Source organism: Microcystis sp. LE18-22.4A (assembly GCF_027531105.1).
Lineage (GTDB): Bacteria > Cyanobacteriota > Cyanobacteriia > Cyanobacteriales > Microcystaceae > Microcystis > Microcystis aeruginosa.
Window position 1 is genome coordinate 1 of the sequence record NZ_JAPZRB010000547.1, and the last position, 17,303, is coordinate 17,303.

The window sequence follows — 17,303 nt, forward strand, 5'->3', positions numbered from 1 at the left end:
AAGATATAAAGGTCAACGCAGACACAGCAGTTTTTATGTGGGTCAACATCTCTATCATTGGCTCCAGCTACATCAAATGTTCCCAAAAAATATAGAAGAGCTAATGCAAATTAGCCGCTATCGGTTGAAGGATTACATCAAAGGACAAAGAGCTATATCGCTTGCCCTATCTACCTTCTAGCTCGCTTGTCCCCCTCTCAGAAGTAAACCCCGTAGTCCACGTCGAGGATTACAAGCTTTACAGGTCTCCTGACCTCGCTTTTTTTCGGAAGACTTGAGAATTTCTTACTATTGGTTTTCGCGTATTTGTCCAGACTCGCTTAGATATACGAATAGGGGGGGGAAAGTAGATTTTCCTTGTTCCTAGAGAATTCGTGGCTAAATGCTTACCGCTCACTCCCCGTAGCGGAAATGCCCATTCGGCTGTGAACTATCGTTTCTCAGAGGTTCGTGTCAATTTTTGACAAAACTTTATGATCGATTTTGCATAATTCTTATGAAAACTAACGATAGAAAAACAAGGGAGATTCAAAGTTCAAAGTTCCTTTTTTCTGAAAATCTTCCACCATAGGTGTCCATTGGCAAAAGAAAAAACGAGTAGAGGCTTACCCAATGCATTTATATCATAGAGAAGTACAAGCTTTCCAAATTCCCGTCCCTTGGCTACTAGGAGTTACCGTCGATTGTACGGCCTCCATTTCCAATCGAGATTTTGCGATTGGCAAGGATCAACTAATCAAATTTCTGGTCGCCACTCATCTACGAGGTCGATCTTTACCCGGTTTACCTTCCGATTTTGTATCCGTTACCGCTTTTAAAGATCGTCGAAATATTTTCGGACCGCCTCAGCCTTTAAATGTGGTTAAAATGGACAACGAAAGTCATGTAGCCGCCCTATGTCAGTGGGTTAATAACCTACGAAATGATGGTGGTAGTACCGCTCTATACGATGCGATTAAAATCGCCTCTTCCGAGTTGGTAACAATGGACAGCTATCTTCCCTATCAATATTTAAAACTTGTCCTCGCTATCACGGACGGGGGTGATAATAACTCGAATACTAGGTTACAAGATCTGAGTTATTTTCTGAACTCTAATCTTTGTTTGTCAGTGATCGGTGTAGGGAGTTCGGCTAGTTCCCAACTGTCTTCGATTAGTCGATACGCTACCTCGACTCATTCGATCGGTAACTTTGGAGATCTATATCAAGCCATGACTATTTCTTTGGGAGTTGTTATCGAGCGTCAGGGATTGATTCAATTGTAAATCGGCCTACCGAAAAAGACTTCATGATCTTAAGGTTTGTTTGCGTAATCGCGGGTCACAGGTCAGATAGGAGAGTAGGGCGGTAGGAAATTCGGTAAAAATTCGGTTCGATCGCCCGAACACTCCGAACCCCTTGCGAGACTATAAGCGTACCACAAAGAACCGTACTATAAACCATTTTACTAATACATCAGAGAAGATTAATCGAAGCCAGTATCTAGCTCGATCTCTCTTCTCGTATTGGTGAATGCTCGTCCTAATTATCCATCGAAAATTCCGTTGTCCTTACCCACAGAGGAATTCTATGAACGCACAAAAAATTCAAGCCTTATTCAAAGTTCAGCGAAAAACCATGCCCCAAAAATTGTTTTGGCTAATGGTCGTTATTTCCTTGCTAATCTCCCTAGAGTATCAATCTGTACAAGCCTCGGTAGTGGATGCAAATTTTCGTTTCCCCTCTTCATCAAACTCCTACATCGCCCTCGCAAAAGGTTCTAGTCCTAGTATGAAGCCTGACTCGCTCAATAGTCCTCTCCTCGCCCAATCGACAAGCACTCAACCTAGCAATAACGGGCAACAAAATTTTGGGCAACAGGTAGTGTATCTGATTGCTGGCCTCTTCCTTTCTTGGTTCCTCTTGTTTCTCTTCGGTCCATTTTTATTTTTATTTGGGGTTGTGTTAATTGCCATCGGGCTATTCAATGCGAACCCTCCTTTGATTGGTGCTGGATTCGTCTATGTTGCCCTGGGGATGGCTGGTGTGTGGTTGAGAGGAGGAAATTAAGCAATATCTAACAAGGGTTAAGGTTTAGGCTCTCTTGGCGTTATTGTGATCGGCGAATCCGATCGAAGAAAGGGCGTAGGGCCTACGCCCCCACCACCAACACCCGGCCCCCTGTAGGGTCGCAAAGCTTGCGCCCGACAAGGTTTGCGCCCAGAATGTAAAATGGTGAACATTTTTCACCCAATGTCCAAGAGAGTCAAGGTTTACCTCGCACTCCGGACTCAGATGTAATGAATTGAGCCTAGGTACTGAACCCAAGTTGCTAGTTACAATCTTCCTACCGAAGAAGACTTCATGGTTTCTTAAGATTTGTTTGCGTAGTCGCCCGTAATAAGTCAGATTAATTTTTAGGAGAGTAGGGCGGTAGGAAATTCGGTAAAAATTCGGTTCGATCGCCCGAACACTCCTAACACCCTACGGGCCTACAGCGACTCATCAACAATGTAAATTCAGCGGCTGAAACAAGGAGATTTATTCAATGACGACTACCCATAATGTTCCAGAAGCTCAAAACTATCCGAATTCCTCTTCAGATAAAAAATTGCAGGATTTTTTAGAATATTCTTCTAAAAATCCCGAAAAATTTATAGAATGGATCGAACATGATCCCCGATACAAAGACATTGTTGCTAAGGCAAAGGAAAAGAAAATAGTGATTTCTGAAGAGCCTTCCTTATCTAAAAACATTTCGTTTTTCTTACGTTATCTGTTGATAGTTCCACCTAACAGCCTCTACGGTCGTGTAAAGGTTAATCCTCAGCTTGTGATGCGGGCTAAGGCTGTTGCGGCAGTGCAATCCGTCTCCAATATTTGGGATACCTTAACGGCTGTTCCTTTAGCCTACCTATCAGTTGGTGGAGGCCCTTTAGGTTTCTTTTTTGCGGCATTAATTACTGTTATCGCTCAAACATTTAGCAACAAAACAGCCGAAATTGCCGCGGTTGGATGTCACAAACATCAACGACTGGCAGGAGGTGCGACCTTTGGATGGGTAGCCATGAGCGCTCTGTTAACCTTGATTTCTGGGTATGGTTCAGATATTGTTACCAATGGCACCTATCTAGCCGAATATCATGCAGACAAAATTGTCAAAGAAAACGTTTTGCCTAAATACGAACGCAATCTTAGAACAGCCGAAACTAAAGTAAAAGACGCTCAGAAATTAATCCAAAAATGTGACGAACAATTCAAAGAATGGCAGTCCTTACCAAAGTCAAGTCCCGGTCGTGATGCCTTCTATCGTAAGTTAAACGGTCCCTTTGGAGTGAAGCCTAGTTATTGGGACAATCAACCAACGGCACAACTTCCTCTTTGCCCTCGATCTCTAAGATTAGAGCATGAAAGTAAAGAAGAGATAGCTAAAGCACAAAAAGCATTAAACCAAACAAAATCAAATATTGACGAGGCAGGGAAACCGATTGTCTATCTTCAACAGTTCCAACCTAAATTGTATGCAAGCGAGTTTACAGAGCAGGGAAATATTCGTTCGGGAGTTAAAATCGTTGAAATAGCGATAACGAGTTTTAATGAAAGATTACTATCGGGTAATGTAGGTTCTCTTGGATTTTCTCTAATCGGGCTAGGTATAAGTGTAATCACCACAGCGATGGCTGTTGCATTCACAATGATACATCGCCGTTTGCCTTCTGTTGCAGATACATTTGATCGCTCTCTCCATAATGCACAGGAAGAATTTTTTCATGCCGTGGGCGATGGATTGAGAAACAAGCAGGGTAAAAACAATAGCGATCATCAAGATAGTTAACAAGCTTATCTGGCAATCTCCCGTATCACAATTCGTGATCCAATTCATTATCTAAGGGAAATTTATGACTATTTTTGAGCCTCGTTCTCGATCTCCCGTCGAGTTCTTCGATGCTTTGGTGAACAGGTTGAAGCCCTCTTCTAAAATAAAATCTCGCACAAGCCATCTATCCTATGAGTTATTGCTTTTACAGTTGGTTCTAGAGGATGTTAGAGAAACAGGACAATTAGAATATCCTGCTTTTGTCGATAGCCTCTCTCTTGTGAAGCCGAAAATTGAAACAGTATCCCAAGAAGAGTATCAACGTAATCTCCTATTCTTGCTGATAGAAAATGTACACGAGACCGGCATTTGCGAGTATCCTCCCCTACAACAGTGGTTACATGGAGAAAATTATATTTCCGTCCTACTCTCAAATTTAGATCGGGCTGTAAACGATATTAAGGAAGGCGTGGATCGATTAAGAGATATTATGCTCAATCCAGAAGCTCACGATCTCTTTGAAAAAATTCACGAGCCTTTTGATCGCCTACTCAAAGGAATGCACTATCTTGACAATTTACTCGATAAAGTTTGTGATTACAGGATCGATAATAAAGGTGAACAAAAAAGACCTTTATTAAACAAACTCATTCATCACCTCAAGTTCGGAAGAACCATTGCAAAAAGTAAAGACAGGATGAAATCCTTGAATTGCTTGGTGCTGGGTCATTACACAGAGTTAAACTTGAATCCGACAGACCCAAAATTAAGACGGTTGACTTTAAAGTATCTGCTCGAAGTTAAGTCTAACAGCACCCAATGGTCATCGATTATTCGGGACGAGTTACAAAAAGAGTTGAACAAACAGAACAATCACTTCTCTGTCAAGAGTTCATCTCGATATTAAGTTTGTTGTCTTGGAGACTTCACCAGTTGTCAATTTTTTTTAGGAGAGATTATCATGAGTTACAATTCCATGCCCTATAAAAATATCAAAGATCTTCGTATTCAACTAGAGCATCTTGGTCGTATTGTCAAGCGCAATCAAGAAAAAGAGTTTGAAAAAGGACAGGCATTTAAAAAGTTTTTTCCAATTCTTTTTATTCCAATTTTTGCGATCAATGCTTTGCGGATTAATTGGGCTTTCAGAGCTAATAAAGAACTCGATTACTTTCGCACAAAATTTCATATCAAACAATGGTATGTGATATTGTATGGTTTATTGTGGGGAGCATTTTGGCGTTTTTTTACTCCCTTATGTATAGAGTTTTTACAGCTTATAAGCTCCTTGCTGGAGCTTTCTAAAGAAAACTCCTCTAATTCAGGGGGTTCGGCATGGGATTTGTTGGTAACTTACCTACAAAGTCAATGTAACGCAAATACTATCGTGTTATTTTTTATCATTGTATTTCAGTTCTTTGGATTTGTATGGTTCGGGCAACATATCATAGAAATCATGGATGACGAAGATGAAATCAATACAGCCTAATGATACCAATACGGGCTAATCAATAACCCCCTTCTCCATCAGGAACCTGGTTTCGCCCGATAAAAGGCTGGTTTTGCGAAGTTTTGTTACAGGATTCCACACCTCTGCTCTCTACCCTTCAATCCTCCCCGCCTTGAAATCGCTCTTCCGTCCCCCTGCCTCCCCAGGAGAACAAGCGCCCAGAAATCCTACAGGGTAAAGACTTCAGCCAGCTAAACGCTAATTCTTCGACCTCTCCACCGGATAAAATTCTTAAAAAAATGGACTCGATCCTACTTTCCCGCGTAAATTGGGAGACGACTGCCGATTAGATATAGGGAGCTATCTCGCAAGGAAGGAGAAAATCGATGGATGATCTAGAGAGGATAGTGGATGAATTAGCACTAGAGGCGAAAAGTTATCCTAAAGGCAGTAAGGATAGGCTGAAATACTTAACCAAGCTAACGAACGTGATCTGGCAATCCCGGCCAAGTTGTCAAAACAGCTATCAGTTACCCTATTCTATCTATATGGAACTACAGCAGGAAGCTATCCAGAAAGTCTTTCTCCGATTGTATGACCAAAAAATTGACGAATACGATCCCGCTCAAGGTCATCTTTTACATTGGTTTCGGGAAACACTCGGTTTTCGGTTTCAAGACATCTGCGAGGAGCATCTAAAGATTCGTCGTTTTCAAAAAAACCACAAAAAGAAACGAGTTCGGGATGAATCTCTTGATAAACCTGTATATCAAAATGATGATCCATCTAGTACGACTCACCTCGACAACTTAGAGCAACCCGAAACTGCTCATCCTCGTCATAGAGAATATGAAAAACTCAGAGAACTAATTGAGCAAGATCCCACTGGAAAATTCAGGCAAGCTCACGTTGAAAAGCGTGAGGAGGTGACTTTTCAGGTGATCGCACTTGGCAGAATCGATGAGCGATCGTGGAATGACTTATCCGAACAATGGAATATAAAAGTTTCAGTTCTCTCATCATTTTATCAGCGCAGTATTCAAAGGTTTAAGCCAATCTTTCGAGACTATCTTGACATTTGAATGTAAATAGTCAAAACAAATTAAAGCAGAGGAGATTCTTACCATGAGCGTCGAAAACGAACAATTAACTTTTCCTGTTCCTTTGGGAATGTCGGATTTTAACTTTGCTAGAGAGTTTAGCGGACAACAGAAAAATACTGCCAAAGCTCGTCAGGTTTTGCTCAATACCTTAGCCGTCCGTGCCGTTGGTTTTTATTGTTGTAATTTATTGAGTGTAGAGACGGATTTTGAGAATAGTCATAGCTGGGACAGTAGCGCTCGAATCCTCCTGGATGTAGCGGATTTAGAGATCAAGGGGTTAGGGAAGTTAGAATGTCGTCCTATCCAGCCTGGGGAAAAGGTTTGTTATGTTCCCCCGGAGGTTTGGGAAGACAGAATCGCCTACGTCATAGTAGAGATCGACGAAAAAGAGAAAATGGCAAATCTATTAGGTTTTGTCAGAAAAGTGGATGCGGAACCAGTTTCCCTTGAGCAATTACAACCCTTGGAAGATTTGATAGATGTATTCGATTCTATTTCGCTTCAACAACGAATTGAACAAATTATACGAATCGAAAAACTTTTAGCTTCTGATTGGCTAGAATCAGAAAAAGTCTTAACAGCCAGTGGACGAAGTGGAAGATCTCGAAGGATCAGTCAGTCATCTCTTGATTCCTCGGCAATACTGTTAAATAAAGGAAAGTTAATTAGCATAGATGGACGGGACTTTGCTTTGATGGTTGACATCCGGCAACAGGAGAATGAACAAAATAAAGTTAAGGTGTCTTTTGAGTTAATTCCTGTCGGAAATATTAGAAGTTTACCTTCTGGGTTGGAATTCGCCTTACTAGCTCCCTCTGGCAAAATGTTAACCTCGGCGACCGCAAAACAAGGGGATAACTGCCTAAGAATTACTCCTATTTTGGATCTGGAAAGGCTAGAGCTTGCTAAACGCAATGATAAACTCTATCAAGTAACAATAACTATCAATGGAAAAACTTATTCTGAAAGCTTTCCCAGTAATTGATTTAGAGCTTCCTTTTTGAATGGGTGATGAGCGATTACAAAACAGTAGGAAAAAAATTATGCCGCAGGAAGTTGAATTTAATATAGTTACACAAGAGACGCAATCCTTTTTGATCGAGATCAGAATCAGCAAGGATTCTAACTCGTCCAGAATTCGTAGAAGACTTTCTGTTCAATTTTATCCAGACACACTACAGGACTATCTTGAGCGATGGCAACAGGATTTCCAATTCGTAGTCAATTCTGGTAGAACTGGTAGAAGAAGACCGGTTGTTGAAAATAATCCGCAAATTATTGACAATGAAGACGATGATAATGCTTTTGAAGTAGATACTTTGGATGACAATAATTCTAATAATTGTTGGGAATCCTATCAACGTTTAACTAACGAATTAAACAACTGGCTTAACTCGGGAGAAGATTGGACAAAAGTCCGGGACTGGTTAACTAAATACCTTGATCAATCAGAACCCGAAATTCGAGTTACTATTCAAACCGATGATCTTATCTTAAAACAACTTCCTTGGCAAGCTTGGGATTTATTCTCTCAACACTACTCTCAAGCGGAAATCGCTATCAGTCCCCCAGAATATGAACCCCCTGAAGGATGGGAAAAGATTAGACGACATCCCCAAGTTCGCATCTTGGTGATATTAGGTTCCGATGAAAATATTAGCCTTGATGAGGACTCAAAATTACTGAACAGAGTCCGAGAACATGGTGCGACGCTAACATTTTTACCAAAGCCAACCTTAGATGAATTAAAAAATCTATTAGCTGAACCTGCTGAACCTAAAGGCTGGAATATTATCTTTTATGCCGGCCATAGTGAAACGAATGATGAAGGGAAAGGAGTTTTACATCTCAATAATCAAGAGAGCATCACTATTAATGATATAAAAGAACCGTTGGAAGTTGCCATACAAAACGGATTGTATCTAGCGATTTTTAACTCTTGTGATGGCTTGGGAATTGCCGCTCAATTGGCAGAGTTACGCTTACCGCAAAGTATCGTGATGAAGGAGGAAATTGATAATCAGATGGCGATCAATTTCCTAAAATATTTCCTTGATTCTTTCTCCCGTAACGAACCGTTATTTATTTCGGTGGGTAACGCACGAAAATATCTGGACAAAACCTATAATAATTCGGGGCAATTTCCGGGAGGACATTGGCTACCCGTCATCGTTCCTAATCCCGCGGTTCCCTTAGCTACTTGGAAAGACTTTTTATCCGAGTCTGAATTGTCTCGTAAATGGCGTATTTTCCTAATTATAGGCGGAATAATAGGAGTCTTGGGTTTACCTCTCAGCCTCCTTTATGAATTTGGTTGGGATAAAGCTATATTCTACGCGAAGCTATATCCTCATATTATCCTCTATCCTCTTTTTATGTTTTGGGCGGCTCTATGGCTTGTTTATAAAGGTTTTACCCAAATTATCAACAGATCAGCCCGGGGTCTACAATTAGGCATATTAGCAATGTTAGCTATCTCTGTCGTACTTCTTGTGATAGAGATGAGTGGTTCCAATATGTTTCTATTAGAGCTTAATAAAACGGCTCAAGCAAGTATCGATCTATCAACTTTTAACAAAAACACGATCGCCGATATTCAAAAAATACCGAAAGATATTCTAGATACGCAAAAGATTTTTCAGAAAGACCACATCGTGATCAGTAAGGCAGTCCTTGAAGAATCCTTGTCTAACTATATTGCGCTTAAAAAGGATAATCAGATTCCGGAAGAGCAAGCGAAGGGTTTCCATAAACTTATGGAAATCGGTTTAGATTATCCAACAACTTGGAAAGAACAAAAAAACTGGTCTTCTCTGAGCCGCGTGTTGTACGGTTATACTTTTTGGGCGATCACTTTTACAGGTTTATCATTTTTCGTTCTGTGGGTACAAAATCAAGATCCCAGAAAATTTTATAATCAAATTAGATATTTTAAGTATTTAGTATTTGCTCAAGTAATGGTCGTCTTTTGGATTCCTTTTAGACTTTATTATGTTATAAAAACTAAAAATATCGTTTTTGGTTACTATGGTTTACAGTGGGTTAGACAGTTAGATCCTTTTGTGTATATAGTGATTGGCATTTTATTTTTATCTACTCTTTATCAAACGGTTCAACAAAAACATAAATATTGGATGATTATTATAACAATCGTTGCGATTGTTGTTTCTCTGTGGATTGGCTATGGACTAACTGACGTACTCGATCGAGCCTTCTTTGTAAATACTTCTAACGAGGGAACATGGATAGTTTTTCCCCTGTTGACGGCAGTAGCCATTTATCTGTTTTTCAATTACCAAGACAAATAATTTTGATTGCTGTATAAATCAGCGAACGGAGAAACCATGAACCGAATTTTATCTTTTCTATTTAAAGCCTTAGTTTTTAGCATTCCTGTAATTATTTTTCCTGCTATCGTATACTTAGAATTCCGTGAAAATGACCGATGGATATTCTATTTTCAGCTATATCCTCATCTCATCCTTTTTTCACTGTTAGCTTTTGGTGTTGTTCTGGTTAACCTTCATCAAGCGAGTGCTTTGATTCGACGACGATCGAGTTTTTTTAGAAACTGCTGTATCATGATTGTTATTTCAGCTATTCTGACATTTGTTGAAACTACTTCTAATAACATGATGTTGTTAGAACTCAACAATCAAGCGCAATCTACGATTGAACTTTCTCGAACGGCGATCAAACAAATTCAACAAATACCCGATAACATTATCGATGTCGATCGCATTATTAACGGAAACCAATTAACCATCAGCAAAGAAAACCTTGGAAAAGCTCTAATTAATTTTCGAGATCGCCAAACAAATCTGTCTCCAGAACAAAAACAAGGATACTACACATTCATGAAAAAAGGTCTATCATTTTCTACTTGGAAAAAACAAAATAATGTATTTTCCACAAGTAGAATATTTTATATTCTCTCCTTTTTTATTATAACTAGCGTTAGCTTAATCTTTTGGCCAATGCTTGTAATTTATGAAAGATCGGACATTCGAGATTATCACCGATACCTTAAATTACTAACAATTTCTTTCCTAGTATTTATGTTATGGATACCTCTGCGATACTATTATAATTTACTCACCTTAAATTTAGTTTTTGGCAATGATTATCTAATCGGAAGCTTGGATTTATTCGCCTTTTTGATCTATCCAGTGTACGGTTCTTTATTGGCTTGGAAAAATTATCAGAATCGCCCAGAAGATTTTAGAAGAATCTTTCTGATCGCAATTGCAATTTTTCTGGTAATTTTTGGAATCGTATTCCCCCATATTATTCCCAACATTGTTACTTATATTTTCGGGATCAATAGTGATGTGCTAACCTGGGGCATTTTACTGATTCCCAGTATTGTATATTACGGTTATCAAATTCATTTAACTTCTCATCAATGATCGCCATGAAAAAGAAACATAATGTAGTCACTCTGTATTTGATTTCTGCTTTTATTCTTTCCCTTTGTTCCTCTCTAACTGCCCAGGAATACACCAGTGTTTTTTATATCTCTAAAAGTGATAATGGCAACCAGGTTCACTACGGGATTCGCCTCGCCCCAGATTGTTCTCCGCAAGGCAGTAATCCCGTGTATCCCTACTGGAAACTGGAAAACAAAAAGACGGAAAATCTGCTCGAAATGGAACAGCCAGCTTTCGGTATTGCGAGTCAGTCTGTATCGGGAAATCAAGTGATCCTAGAAATCAATGGACTCAAAAATAATGGCATCAACCGACTGATTACCGTGAAAACCTTTCGCGCTCCTAATAATACCTGCCAGGCGAGAGCGTTTATTAAAATAAACCAAACTCCGAATCCCTTATCTCGCATCCATGTTACCCTTGCCAGTATTGTTCGCGTCCCTGGTATCGATATCGCCCTGGGTGGGAAAGTGAAAAGCCTGACTCTCATCGATACCCAACAAAACCAAGAAACTATCCCTTGTTTATCGAACTGTGAATTCGGTATTCAATTTGAAGAATATAGGACTTACGCACTGTACAATTTCACCATGATGTATATGAACGAAAATCCGTCGTTTCAGACTTTTAGCGATTAACTTCTGATCGATAGCGATCACTTAAAAATCATCAAAAAATTACGTTAAAATGCCCGAAACCCATATCCCATATTTAGTCGATCCTGTCAATGTCTAAGTCGTAGAATAATTATCTTTTAAATGCTTTTCCACAGGATAAAATCCCCATGCTTCTCTCGAAACTACCCGCCCTTTCTCTCGGTCTAGCCCTCGCGACAATTCCGGTGAGCGCCTCGGCCAGTACCTTTAGTAATCTCTTCGCCTTCGGGGACAGTTTGACCGATAGCGGTAACGTGGCCATCGCCACCTACCCGAACTATCAACCCGTTCCCTTCGGTGGTTTGATGCCTTCCCTAGCGTACCAAAGCGGTCGCTTGACCAATGGGCCGACCTGGGTGGAAACCTTGGCAGCCCGTCTGGGGGTTAGCGCATCTCCGTACCTAGGGGGAGGGACGAATTTCGCATTCGGGGGCGCAAGAACTGGGCCTCTGGGAACCACCCCGCCGACTCCTCCCAGCTTACTAAACCAATTTGCCCTATTTCAAACGAGTACGGGGGGAATCGCCCCATCGAGCGCCCTGTACATGGTTTGGGGGGGGAGTAATAACGCTCGCGACGCAGCCGGACAGAAACTCGCAGGGGATAGTGCTGGGGCGAGCGCAACCTTGACGGGGGCAGTTGGCGATCTTATTACGATTATCGGGGGACTGAAAAGTGCAGGGGCTGTTCATATCCTGGTTCCCAATCTGCCAGATTTAGGGCTGTCACCAGAGGCGACGCGGGGGGTGTCGGGGGCGAGCGCAGCGGCCACGGCGGTTAGCGTGGAGTTTAATGCCCTTTTACGGAATTCATTGACAACTTTTCGCAATGATCCGACGATCAATCTGATCGAGATCGATACCTTTAGTTATTTTGCCTCGATCACCAATTCGCCTGGTAGTTTCAGCTTAACAAACACCACCGATCCCTGTGTGTATCTGACGACGGTTTGCACGAATCCGGATGAATATTTGTTCTACGATGGACTTCACCCCACCGCCGCAGTTCACCGGCAGTTCGGCGAGTTCGTAGGCACTCAGGTGGTGGTGGTTCCCGAACCAGGCGGGATTACCGGTATCTTGCTCGTTACGGGGATCGGTGCGTTGGTGACAAAACGAAAAGGAACGGGTTCGACTCGCTCGACCGTCGCTCGACTTCCCTGAATTGTTCCTCCTAATGGGACTTAGACAAAAAACAAATCGAGAAAAGCCTCAACTTCAATCCCCGCTTGGAATTTACTTCGAGAAGCCCAAAATCGCTGAAACCCAGATAGATCAAGGAAAATCATAAATCGAGGTTAACCCTTTGTCCCGTAATGGTTTGAGCCTTTTTTGCTGCCCGAAAATGCCTAAGTCCCATTAAGAAACTATTTCTGCTGGATAATTAAGTTAGAAGCAGGCTGTGGTATTATTTCGGTTACTGGTGGCTTTGGGCTTTCCAGTGGTTGAGGTGTTGAAGTGTTCTCTCCACCTTGAATAGATTGAGGATCGTAACTACCGCAAGCACTTAAAGATGAAAATGCTCCGTTATCTTTAAATGCAGGTTGATCTGTATTAATTCTGTTCTGGAATAACCAATAGCACTGTGTTAAAAGTGTTAGTTGATTGTTTCTGCGAACTGCTTCCATTTCCATGCGTGTCCTTTCCGCAACTGATTTTGCATAATCATTGCAGTACTTTGAGAAATCTCCTCCAAAAGGAACTGTGATTCCTGCGGCGATACCATAGTTGTTTATACCTGAACCAGCCGAATTATGGGTTGTAAAATCATTTGACCAATCATTACCGCCCCCTCCATAGGCACCAATAGAAAGGCCAGGAGTTGGACAAGTCCATCCATTCGATGGGGCAAACGAATATGATGAAGCACCTGTACCACCAGGGGTTGTTAATATGTTAAGACTGGGACTTCTTCCATAGTTAGCGACTTGAGCGTCACTTGGATATGAAAAAATAATACCTAAGCCAAGAGGAATGCTAAAGGGCAAAAGGAAACATTTCAAGGAAGGAAGAGCAATGCGGGTGAAAGGAAAAAGCGACAAGCAATTATGTTTAGTCATTGAACTAATGATTCGTAAAGTTTATAGCAATCAGTTTTGTAGTTAGGGCATATTGAGAGAGACAAATATAGCAGTAGCCATCGTGCTTAGGATTTTAATAAGGGGCTTAAACCCCTTGCCTCAAGAGCTTAGATTTCATAACCAATCTGTCCCTTGCTTATATGCCCATTAGTTGGTTGTGGGTTTGTTATGTTAGCTTGTCTGTAAGCCAGGGGGAGGGTTAGGAACTTTTATAACCACCCATTCTCCATTTAGGCATCGGTAAATATGTCCCGGAGGAACCTCGAAAGATTTTCTCTCTCCAATAGCATTAGTGTATTCATACACATCAGTGCCATCGTCTTTTCTTGTTATTTTCTTTTCTTGGGGACATGACATTGGAAATGAATCTCCTAAGTAGCTGGTTGTAATTAAATTTGAAGAACTGAGTTTTACTGAACATCGGGTTCGACTCATTTGCTTTCCTTCTACCCGTTAGTAGTTGTTAGCTAAACCGACCTATACACTTGAAGGTTAAATTCTAGAAACTCTTAGGTCTGGCAAGGGATGATCAGTTCTGGAAAATCTGGAACTGAAGCATCTTGTCTAAATCTAGATCTCCCCGGTTTTTTTCCGCTTTCCTGTATAAGATGAAATGGCTGACATCTATTGCTCAGGTGAGCTAATCGCAAGCTCAACAAACTTCGGGAGAGCGTAGTATGAGTGCTGCATCAAGATACTGCAACCTTTGGCGCATTGACCCTGCCAGCGATCGCACTGGATATAAGCGTTGTTTCCTCCCGTTGGCAAATGATTTTTTTCAAAGCCAAGGGTTAAGTGAGGCAGAGGAGGATAGGGGCGATCGCTCCCAACAGAGAAATCTCCAGACTGATTTGCTATCCCGCTTTCAAGCTCCAGCAGTTGATACCACAGAGAGAGCGCACGCAGGACTATGCCTGCGGTGTTACGTTTCTGAGCCGATTCTCAACGCCTGCCGCAAAATCGATCATTTGTTCGGAGACGATCGCTCCTTTACTTACCGAGATTTGCTGCCGTTTGTCCTCAATGACGACGGGAAAACGCTGATGGTTTTAGACTCAGATGGCAAAACCTATCTCACCTTAGACCCCACTGGCAAGCCTCAAACAACGGCTTATCAATGTTTCTCACTGCAAATTCTGCGAACCTTTAAGCCCAACGCTCAATCCAGTATGAGCTTAGATAACTGGACCTATTTGCAAACCAAACAAAATCCAGAATTAAAGAATTTTTTATCCGAGTTTGGCTTCAAACAATTGAGCGACTGGGCGCTACTCAATCGCACTCGCTCGAAACAATTGCAACAACTGGCAGAACGCGATCGCCACTTAATTGCCGCCTTCCACGCTGTCTATCGTCGAGACAGGCATCAGCAACACCAGGGTACGAAACGCTGTCTAGATCCCACAACCGGGCAACTTCAAGAGATGGTGACTTATTTAAAAGTACAAAATATCACAATTCAGCCCAACCAATTGATCACAGAACTGCGAAGAGTGGCACTACAACTTAGACAATTTGACCTTTGGAGCCATCGAGTACCGTTAGAAGTTGAAGATCCAGAGACAGGCGATCGCCTGATTCGCTCAGAGCTGCCGCAGGATATTGCCAGTGAATATAATGTGGAGCAGCAAGAGCAACAAGAAATGTTGGAATTCTTCCACAAACAGCTTCAACTCGCCTTAGTTCATTCCATTAAGCAGGCAATTAGCGATCGCATTACTTATTTAAAAAAAAGCAAAGGGTATGCCGCTTTCGCCGATCGATTTATTCCAGGATTACACCTCTATTATTCTCAGGGCATCGCCCTGAAAGAGATTGCTGATTTATTAAAAATGTCTGGTTGGGCGCAAGCAAGACGGGTGTTGAATCCGGGAGAGTTAATTAACATTGTTCGGACATTGACAATTCGCCAAGTTCTTGAACAAATGCTGAAGAAAGCTGAAGAGAAAGGACTGACTGCTCTTCCTCCTCAACCCGATTATTTAGAAAATTTAGCCAAACAAATCGAGGCGCTGGCAGATGCAGAAATATTTCAGGCAGCGTTTGAAGAAATTCAAGCGGGAAAGAATCGTCTGATGAAAAGTGTATATGCTCAACAGCTTTGCTTTTACTTAGAAGAGTGTACCAAGGTTACACAAGGAGTTTCGTAATGTTTAGCTTAAGAGCGATCCCACCAGGTTTAAATCTTAGCCGACCTGAAGCCATAAGGCTTGAACCAGAACAGTTTGAGCAGGCTCTAGTCAATCCCCTAGCCAGTCCCTCAGTCGATGAAGCGGGTCAGTGGCAACTCTATCTGAATGCGCTGGCACTATTGGGTTTTGAGCAATGGCTAGAGAAACGCGCTCCATCACACTTCATCGATCGAACTCAATGTATCAATCATATTGGTGCTGTTTACAACCTTAAAATTGATGAATTTAAGCTAAATTTAATTGTCAAAGAGCAGGTTCTAGATGAAGTAGTGGAAATTCCCAGAGAAGCGATCGAACAGCCGGCTCTTGTCGCTCATTTCTATGTCCTGCTTGAGGTCTGTGAAGAGCAGCAGCGAGTGATGATTCGAGGCTTTTTGCGATCTGACCGACTCATGAATTATTGCCATCGGGTCAGTGATGGTTTACAAAACGATTATTATCAAATTCCCCTATCTGTTTTCGATCCTGAACCCAATCATTTATTGTTCTACTGTGATTTTCTAGAACCTGCCTCAATACTATTGCCCGTCATTTCAACGGAGCATACCGCAACGCCTGAAGCAATCTCTGAAACCACATTAACGGCTTCTCAAGAAACTCCTATCCAGTTAGGACAGTGGATACAGGGGGTCTTTGCAGCAGGATGGCAAGCGATCGACGATCTGTTTAGTCCAGAAGTTCATCTTGCTTGGAGTCCTCGGAATCAGAGAGAGGGTGCAAAACGCGGGAAGCTTATTGACTTGGGGATGGAGTTGCAAGGACAGAGAGTGGTCTTGTTGGTGAATGTTACAGAAGAAGCCGATAATCAGCTATCTGTACTGGTTCAGTTACATCCGGCGGGTGAGGAGCGATATCTGCCACCCCAGATCGCCTTAACGTTGCTTTCTCAGGCAGGCAAAAAGCTTCAAGAAGTGGGCTCCAGAACGCAAGATAACTATATTCAGCTTAAATCTTTTAAAGGGCGCTCTGGTATCCCCTTTAGTATTGTGGTTAGTCTCGGTGACATCTACCTCTGCGAAAATTTTGAACTCTAGGCGTTGGGGTGTTATGGGCGTTTTCTACACAGGCAAAACTACCTTACAGGGGATAGAATTTATAGCGTTATTGAAAGAGCCAAACTTTCGTTCTATCCCTAGGAGCGTTCCCCATGACGGCAATTGCGATCGATGACAGCGGAAAACTAGAAATTCCTCTAGAAATCCGTCAACAACTCGGCATCACCACAGCCCAATCCCTCAATCTTGAGGTTAGACAAGGCTGCATCATCCTACAACCCTTGGAGCAAGAAGCTAAAGTCCAACGTCAAGGCAGTGCCTTAGTGCTAGAAACCCCACCCCTCGGCCATCTCGATACCCTTATTGATGACCTCCGCGAGGAACGCATTCAAAGCCAATTGCCTGCATGAAATGTCTCTTTGATACCTCTGCTCTCATCGCTGCCCTATTGACTGGACACACTCATCGGAAATTTTGGGTCTGAAACCCCGCCGTTCTAGGTTGGCTTTACGTTAGAATTAAAAGGCCAGTCTCGAAAACCAAGTGGACGGCGCAGCACCTTGAAAACTCGGCTTAGGGGGTTCCGACCAGAAAAGCTTG

At 41.9% G+C, this 17,303-nt stretch carries 17 protein-coding genes; 15 read left to right on the plus strand and 2 right to left on the minus strand.

Annotated features, from left to right (window positions below):
• The 12 genes from O9295_RS23415 to O9295_RS23470 all read left to right on the plus strand — a co-directional run.
• On the plus strand, positions 1 to 181 hold a 181-nt coding region (locus O9295_RS23415), incomplete at its 5' end, for a transposase (protein WP_287716773.1).
• Positions 182 to 612: 431 nt separating this feature from the next.
• Entirely contained in the window at positions 613 to 1,266 is a 654-nt protein-coding gene (locus O9295_RS23420; protein ID WP_288035693.1) for a VWA domain-containing protein, read from the plus strand.
• 304 nt (positions 1,267 to 1,570) lie between these two features.
• Positions 1,571 to 2,050: a hypothetical protein gene (locus O9295_RS23425; protein ID WP_052278317.1), complete on the plus strand. Its 480-nt coding sequence runs from the start codon at positions 1,571 to 1,573 to the stop codon at positions 2,048 to 2,050.
• 478 nt (positions 2,051 to 2,528) lie between these two features.
• Entirely contained in the window at positions 2,529 to 3,815 is a 1,287-nt protein-coding gene (locus O9295_RS23430) for a hypothetical protein (RefSeq protein WP_288035696.1), read from the plus strand.
• Positions 3,816 to 3,879: 64 nt separating this feature from the next.
• Positions 3,880 to 4,704, plus strand: a complete 825-nt coding sequence (locus O9295_RS23435; protein ID WP_052278315.1) for a hypothetical protein — start codon at positions 3,880 to 3,882, stop codon at positions 4,702 to 4,704.
• Positions 4,705 to 4,758: 54 nt separating this feature from the next.
• Positions 4,759 to 5,286, plus strand: coding sequence for a hypothetical protein (locus O9295_RS23440; protein WP_288035699.1), 528 nt, complete (start codon positions 4,759 to 4,761; stop codon positions 5,284 to 5,286).
• A gap of 347 nt (positions 5,287 to 5,633) precedes the next feature.
• Entirely contained in the window at positions 5,634 to 6,329 is a 696-nt protein-coding gene (locus O9295_RS23445) for a hypothetical protein (protein WP_288035702.1), read from the plus strand.
• Positions 6,330 to 6,372: 43 nt separating this feature from the next.
• Positions 6,373 to 7,335, plus strand: a complete 963-nt coding sequence (locus tag O9295_RS23450; protein WP_288035704.1) for a DUF1822 family protein — start codon at positions 6,373 to 6,375, stop codon at positions 7,333 to 7,335.
• A 58-nt stretch (positions 7,336 to 7,393) separates the two neighbouring features.
• The gene (locus O9295_RS23455; RefSeq protein WP_288035707.1) at positions 7,394 to 9,658 is read left to right on the plus strand and encodes a CHAT domain-containing protein; all 2,265 of its coding nucleotides are present in this window, start codon (positions 7,394 to 7,396) and stop codon (positions 9,656 to 9,658) included.
• Positions 9,659 to 9,931: 273 nt separating this feature from the next.
• The gene (locus O9295_RS23460; RefSeq protein ID WP_052278309.1) at positions 9,932 to 10,759 is read left to right on the plus strand and encodes a hypothetical protein; all 828 of its coding nucleotides are present in this window, start codon (positions 9,932 to 9,934) and stop codon (positions 10,757 to 10,759) included.
• A gap of 5 nt (positions 10,760 to 10,764) precedes the next feature.
• A complete protein-coding gene (locus tag O9295_RS23465) occupies positions 10,765 to 11,418 on the plus strand; it encodes a DUF4833 domain-containing protein (protein WP_170863929.1) in 654 nt (217 codons plus the stop codon).
• Positions 11,419 to 11,564: 146 nt separating this feature from the next.
• The gene (locus tag O9295_RS23470; RefSeq protein ID WP_288035712.1) at positions 11,565 to 12,599 is read left to right on the plus strand and encodes an SGNH/GDSL hydrolase family protein; all 1,035 of its coding nucleotides are present in this window, start codon (positions 11,565 to 11,567) and stop codon (positions 12,597 to 12,599) included.
• A gap of 203 nt (positions 12,600 to 12,802) precedes the next feature.
• Here the strand turns inward: O9295_RS23470 and O9295_RS23475 are convergent, their stop codons facing one another.
• Positions 12,803 to 13,495: a hypothetical protein gene (locus O9295_RS23475; protein ID WP_288035714.1), complete on the minus strand. Its 693-nt coding sequence runs from the start codon at positions 13,493 to 13,495 to the stop codon at positions 12,803 to 12,805.
• Between the two features lie 192 nt (positions 13,496 to 13,687).
• Positions 13,688 to 13,873: a hypothetical protein gene (locus O9295_RS23480; protein ID WP_139374494.1), complete on the minus strand. Its 186-nt coding sequence runs from the start codon at positions 13,871 to 13,873 to the stop codon at positions 13,688 to 13,690.
• A gap of 320 nt (positions 13,874 to 14,193) precedes the next feature.
• Between O9295_RS23480 and O9295_RS23485 the strand changes: the two genes are divergently transcribed.
• From O9295_RS23485 to O9295_RS23495, 3 genes are all read left to right on the plus strand, one after another.
• Positions 14,194 to 15,666, plus strand: a complete 1,473-nt coding sequence (locus tag O9295_RS23485) for a hypothetical protein (protein ID WP_288035717.1) — start codon at positions 14,194 to 14,196, stop codon at positions 15,664 to 15,666.
• Complete coding sequence (locus O9295_RS23490) at positions 15,666 to 16,742, plus strand: DUF1822 family protein (protein WP_288035719.1); 1,077 nt, start codon at positions 15,666 to 15,668, stop codon at positions 16,740 to 16,742. The genes O9295_RS23485 and O9295_RS23490 overlap by 1 nt, the downstream gene beginning before the upstream one ends.
• 113 nt (positions 16,743 to 16,855) lie before the next feature.
• The gene (locus O9295_RS23495) at positions 16,856 to 17,113 is read left to right on the plus strand and encodes an AbrB/MazE/SpoVT family DNA-binding domain-containing protein (RefSeq protein ID WP_002796232.1); all 258 of its coding nucleotides are present in this window, start codon (positions 16,856 to 16,858) and stop codon (positions 17,111 to 17,113) included.
• Positions 17,114 to 17,303: the final 190 nt, after the last annotated feature.

Coding starts and splice junctions, on each gene's coding strand:
- O9295_RS23420 (WP_288035693.1), top strand. CDS start 613: ATGCATTTATATCATAGAGAAGTACAAGCTTTCCAAATTCCCGTCCCT.
- O9295_RS23425 (WP_052278317.1), top strand. CDS start 1,571: ATGAACGCACAAAAAATTCAAGCCTTATTCAAAGTTCAGCGAAAAACC.
- O9295_RS23430 (WP_288035696.1), top strand. CDS start 2,529: ATGACGACTACCCATAATGTTCCAGAAGCTCAAAACTATCCGAATTCC.
- O9295_RS23435 (WP_052278315.1), top strand. CDS start 3,880: ATGACTATTTTTGAGCCTCGTTCTCGATCTCCCGTCGAGTTCTTCGAT.
- O9295_RS23440 (WP_288035699.1), top strand. CDS start 4,759: ATGAGTTACAATTCCATGCCCTATAAAAATATCAAAGATCTTCGTATT.
- O9295_RS23445 (WP_288035702.1), top strand. CDS start 5,634: ATGGATGATCTAGAGAGGATAGTGGATGAATTAGCACTAGAGGCGAAA.
- O9295_RS23450 (WP_288035704.1), top strand. CDS start 6,373: ATGAGCGTCGAAAACGAACAATTAACTTTTCCTGTTCCTTTGGGAATG.
- O9295_RS23455 (WP_288035707.1), top strand. CDS start 7,394: ATGCCGCAGGAAGTTGAATTTAATATAGTTACACAAGAGACGCAATCC.
- O9295_RS23460 (WP_052278309.1), top strand. CDS start 9,932: ATGATTGTTATTTCAGCTATTCTGACATTTGTTGAAACTACTTCTAAT.
- O9295_RS23465 (WP_170863929.1), top strand. CDS start 10,765: ATGAAAAAGAAACATAATGTAGTCACTCTGTATTTGATTTCTGCTTTT.
- O9295_RS23470 (WP_288035712.1), top strand. CDS start 11,565: ATGCTTCTCTCGAAACTACCCGCCCTTTCTCTCGGTCTAGCCCTCGCG.
- O9295_RS23475 (WP_288035714.1), bottom strand. CDS start 13,495: ATGACTAAACATAATTGCTTGTCGCTTTTTCCTTTCACCCGCATTGCT.
- O9295_RS23480 (WP_139374494.1), bottom strand. CDS start 13,873: ATGTCATGTCCCCAAGAAAAGAAAATAACAAGAAAAGACGATGGCACT.
- O9295_RS23485 (WP_288035717.1), top strand. CDS start 14,194: ATGAGTGCTGCATCAAGATACTGCAACCTTTGGCGCATTGACCCTGCC.
- O9295_RS23490 (WP_288035719.1), top strand. CDS start 15,666: ATGTTTAGCTTAAGAGCGATCCCACCAGGTTTAAATCTTAGCCGACCT.
- O9295_RS23495 (WP_002796232.1), top strand. CDS start 16,856: ATGACGGCAATTGCGATCGATGACAGCGGAAAACTAGAAATTCCTCTA.